The 3,552-nt window shown below is 72.1% G+C and carries 4 protein-coding genes; 3 read left to right on the top strand and 1 reads right to left on the bottom strand.

Going from position 1 to position 3,552, the window contains the following annotated elements; all coding sequences use genetic code 11:
* Positions 1-48 precede the first annotated feature (48 nt).
* A complete protein-coding gene (locus EAO77_RS09390; RefSeq protein WP_147987570.1) occupies positions 49-813 on the top strand; it encodes an SDR family NAD(P)-dependent oxidoreductase in 765 nt (254 codons plus the stop codon).
* Positions 813-1,361, top strand: a complete 549-nt coding sequence (locus EAO77_RS09385; RefSeq protein ID WP_147987569.1) for a GNAT family N-acetyltransferase — start codon at positions 813-815, stop codon at positions 1,359-1,361. Before EAO77_RS09390 ends, EAO77_RS09385 begins: the two co-directional genes overlap by 1 nt.
* A 38-nt stretch (positions 1,362-1,399) precedes the next feature.
* Here the strand turns inward: EAO77_RS09385 and EAO77_RS09380 are convergent, their stop codons facing one another.
* A complete protein-coding gene (locus tag EAO77_RS09380) occupies positions 1,400-2,593 on the bottom strand; it encodes an RtcB family protein (protein ID WP_147987568.1) in 1,194 nt (397 codons plus the stop codon).
* A 170-nt stretch (positions 2,594-2,763) separates the two neighbouring features.
* On the opposite strand from EAO77_RS09380, the gene EAO77_RS09375 reads away from it, so the two are divergent.
* Entirely contained in the window at positions 2,764-3,552 is a 789-nt protein-coding gene (locus EAO77_RS09375; RefSeq protein WP_147987567.1) for a DUF3558 domain-containing protein, read from the top strand.

The following is a 3,552-nucleotide window of genomic DNA, read 5'->3' as shown; positions in this document are numbered from 1 at the left end:
CGACCGCCCTATCCTGACCTCAGTCCGACCACACGTGCGAGGAGCCACATGACCACCGCCGGAACGCCCGTCGCCGTCGTCACCGGAGCCAGCAGCGGCATCGGCGCGGCCACCGCCCGGCAGCTTGCGGCCGCCGGCTTCCACGTCGTGCTCACCGCCCGGCGCAAGGACCGCATCGAGGCGGTCGCGGCCGAGATCACCGAGGCCGGCCACCAGGCCACCGCCCAGGCCCTCGACGTCACGGACCGGGAGGCCGTGGACGCCTTCGCCGCCTCGCTGAGCCGATGCGACGTCCTGGTCAACAACGCCGGCGGGGCCCTCGGCGCCGACCCGGTCGCCACCGGCGATCCCGCCGACTGGCGCAGGATGTACGAGGTCAACGTCATCGGGACGCTCCACGTCACCCAGGCGCTGCTCCCGGCGCTCACCGACAGCGGCGACGGCACCATCGTGGTGCTCTCCTCCACGGCGGGCCTGTCCACCTACGAAGGCGGCGGCGGTTATGTGGCCGCGAAGCACGGTGAACACGTCCTCGCCGAGACGCTGCGCCTGGAGATCGTCGGCACGCCGGTCCGTGTGATCGAGGTGGCCCCCGGCATGGTGAAGACCGACGAGTTCGCCACCACCCGCTTCCGCGGCGACACCGACAAGGCGGCCAAGGTGTACGCGGGCGTGGCCGCGCCGCTCACCGCGGACGACATGGCCGACACCATCACCTGGGCCGTCACCCGGCCTCCCCACGTCAACATCGACCTCCTCGTGGTCCGCCCGCGGGCGCAGGCGTCCAACTCCAAGGTCCACAGGGAGCTGTGATGACCACCACCACGAGCGTCACCGTGCGCCGGCTGACCGCCGAAGCCCTCCCGGAAGCGGCCCACGGCCTCGGCGCCCTCCTCGCGGACGCCGTCGACGACGGGGCGTCCGTCGGATTCCTCGCCCCGCTCACCGCCGACCGGGCGGCCGCCTGGTGGTCCGGGCTCGCACCCGCCCTCGCCGACGGCACGGTCGCGGCCTGGACCGCGCACGACGCCGGCCGGGTCGTCGGCACGGTCCAGCTCCGGTCCGAGACCTCGCCCAACGGGACGCACCGCGCGGAGGTGGCCAAACTGCTCGTCCACCGGGACGCCCGGGGCCGCGGCACGGCCCGCATGCTGCTGGCCACGGCCGAGCACTTCGCACGGGGCGCCGGCCGGACCCTGCTGCTGCTCGACACCCGGACGGGCAGCGCCGCCGAGCGGCTGTACCGTTCGGCGGGCTGGACGCCGGTCGGCACCGTCCCCGACTACGCGGCGGACCCGTCCGGGGTGCTGCGCCCGACGACGTTCTTCCACAAGGTGCTGAGCGCCCCTCAGACGGCCTGAGCGGACGCCCGACCCCGGGACAGGTCCGCGCGAAGGGCTCAGCCCTTCACGCACACCAGCTGCTTCAGCTTCGCGACCACCTCGACGAGGTCCCGCTGCTGGTCGATCACCTGCTCGATCGGCTTGTACGCGCCGGGGATCTCGTCCACCACCCCCGAGTCCTTGCGGCACTCCACACCGCGCGTCTGCTCCTCGAGATCCCGCGTCGAGAAGCGCCGTTTCGCCGCGGTCCGGCTCATCCGGCGGCCGGCGCCGTGGGACGCGGAGTTGAAGGACGCAGCGTTCCCGAGGCCCTTGACGATGTACGAACCGGTGCCCATGGACCCGGGGATGATCCCGTAGTCGCCGGAGCCGGCCCGGATCGCCCCCTTGCGAGTGACCAGCAGGTCCATGCCTTCGTACCGCTCCTCGGCCACGTAGTTGTGGTGGCACGAGATCACCGGGTCGAAAGCGACCTTCGCCTTCCGGAACTCCTTGCGCACGACCTCCTGGAACAGCCCCATCATCACCGCGCGGTTGTACTTCGCGTACTCCTGCGCCCAGAAGAGGTCGTTGCGGTAGGCGGCCATCTGGGGCGTCTCGGAGACGAAGACGGCGAGGTCGCGGTCGACCAGGTCCTGGTTGTGCGGGAGCTTCCGGGCGACACCGATGTGGTGCTCGGCCAGCTCCTTGCCGATGTTGCGCGAGCCGGAGTGCAGCATCAGCCAGACGGCGCCCGTCTCGTCGAGACAGAACTCGATGAAGTGGTTGCCGCTGCCGAGCGAGCCCATCTGCTGCATCGCCCGCTCACGGCGGAACTTGACCGCGTCGGCGATGTAGTCGAAGCGGCTCCAGAAGTCGTCCCAGCCACCGGTCGTCAGTCCGAAGACCCGGCCCGGGTCGACCGCCTCGCGGTGCATCCCGCGCCCGACCGGAATCGCCTGCTCGATCTTCGAGCGCAGCCGCGACAGGTCACCGGGCAGGTCGCCCGCGGTCAGCGACGTCCTGACGGCCGACATGCCGCAGCCGATGTCGACGCCGACCGCGGCGGGGCAGACCGCCCCGTGCATCGCGATCACCGACCCGACCGTGGCGCCCTTGCCGTAGTGGACGTCCGGCATGACGGCGAGCCCTTTGATCCAGGGCAGCGTCGCCACGTTGCGCAGCTGCTGCATGGCGCCGTCCTCGACCGACGCGGGGTCGGTCCACAGGCGGATGGGCACCTTCGCACCCGGCATCTCTACATACGACATGACTCCTCGATCCCCCCGAAAGCAGTGAAAACGCAAATACCCGGCAAATGACCGCGAAAGGTTGGACGGACCGGCATCCGGGGTGGCGTGTGCGATAGACATTGTGTCCAGCCGCCCTCTGCGGGCGACACCGAATTTCCCGGGAACACCGGAGGAAAGGGGCCTGGCACGTGCTTCGGAAGACATACGGTCCCGGCACGGCCGCGCTCCTCGCGGCCGTGCTGGGCGCCGGTGCCGCCGGCTGCACCGCGGACGGCGGCACCGACGACCGTGCGGCCGACCCCAAGGCGGGGAAGGCGCCCACTCCGGTGGCGGCGCCCGGCAAGTACCGCACGCTGCTGGAGCCGTGCGGAGCCGTGGACAGCGCCTCCCTCAAGGACCTGCTGCCCGGCCTGGCGACGCTCGCCCCGGAGCAGCAGCGGCAGGCCTTCCAGGGCACACCCGCCGTCACCTACAACACGGACCGCCGCGCGGCCTGCAACTGGAAGGGGCAGGCGCCCGACGCCTCCCACCAGCTGCGTGTCGAGTTCGAGCGGGTCGTCTCCTACGACCCGGCCGTCAGCGACGAGGACCGCGCACAGGAGGTGTTCGCGAAGAAGCAGGCCGCGACGTCCGTGCCGGTGAGGATCGAGCCGGAGGAGCCGGCCGGGGAGGAGACCGGCGGTTCGCCGTCCGCGACACCCGGTACGGGCGCGACCCCCGGTGTCGGCACCCAGGCGGGGCAGGCCTCCGGACCCCCCGAGGGATCGGGACAGCCCGGTGGCCCGGGCGGCAGCCCGTCGGCGAGCGCCTCGGGCGAAGGGCTGGAGCCCCGTGTGCTGTCGGGCCTCGGCGACGCCGCGTTCATCGACGACGTGCTCGACACCACCCGCCCCACCGCCCAGCGCCGCGACGTGACGCCGCGTTCATCGACGACGTGCTCGACACCACCCGCCCCACCGCCCAGCGCCGCGACGTGA

It is taken from the genome of Streptomyces sp. T39, assembly GCF_008042045.1.
Classification (GTDB): Bacteria; Actinomycetota; Actinomycetes; order Streptomycetales; family Streptomycetaceae; genus Streptomyces.
This window is presented reverse-complemented; position numbering and strand designations above follow the sequence as displayed.

Excerpts from the sequence above, each read along its gene's own strand:
- EAO77_RS09385 (WP_147987569.1), top strand. The coding sequence starts at position 813 with ATGACCACCACCACGAGCGTCACCGTGCGCCGGCTGACCGCCGAAGCC.
- EAO77_RS09380 (WP_147987568.1), bottom strand. The coding sequence starts at position 2,593 with ATGTCGTATGTAGAGATGCCGGGTGCGAAGGTGCCCATCCGCCTGTGG.
- EAO77_RS09390 (WP_147987570.1), top strand. The coding sequence starts at position 49 with ATGACCACCGCCGGAACGCCCGTCGCCGTCGTCACCGGAGCCAGCAGC.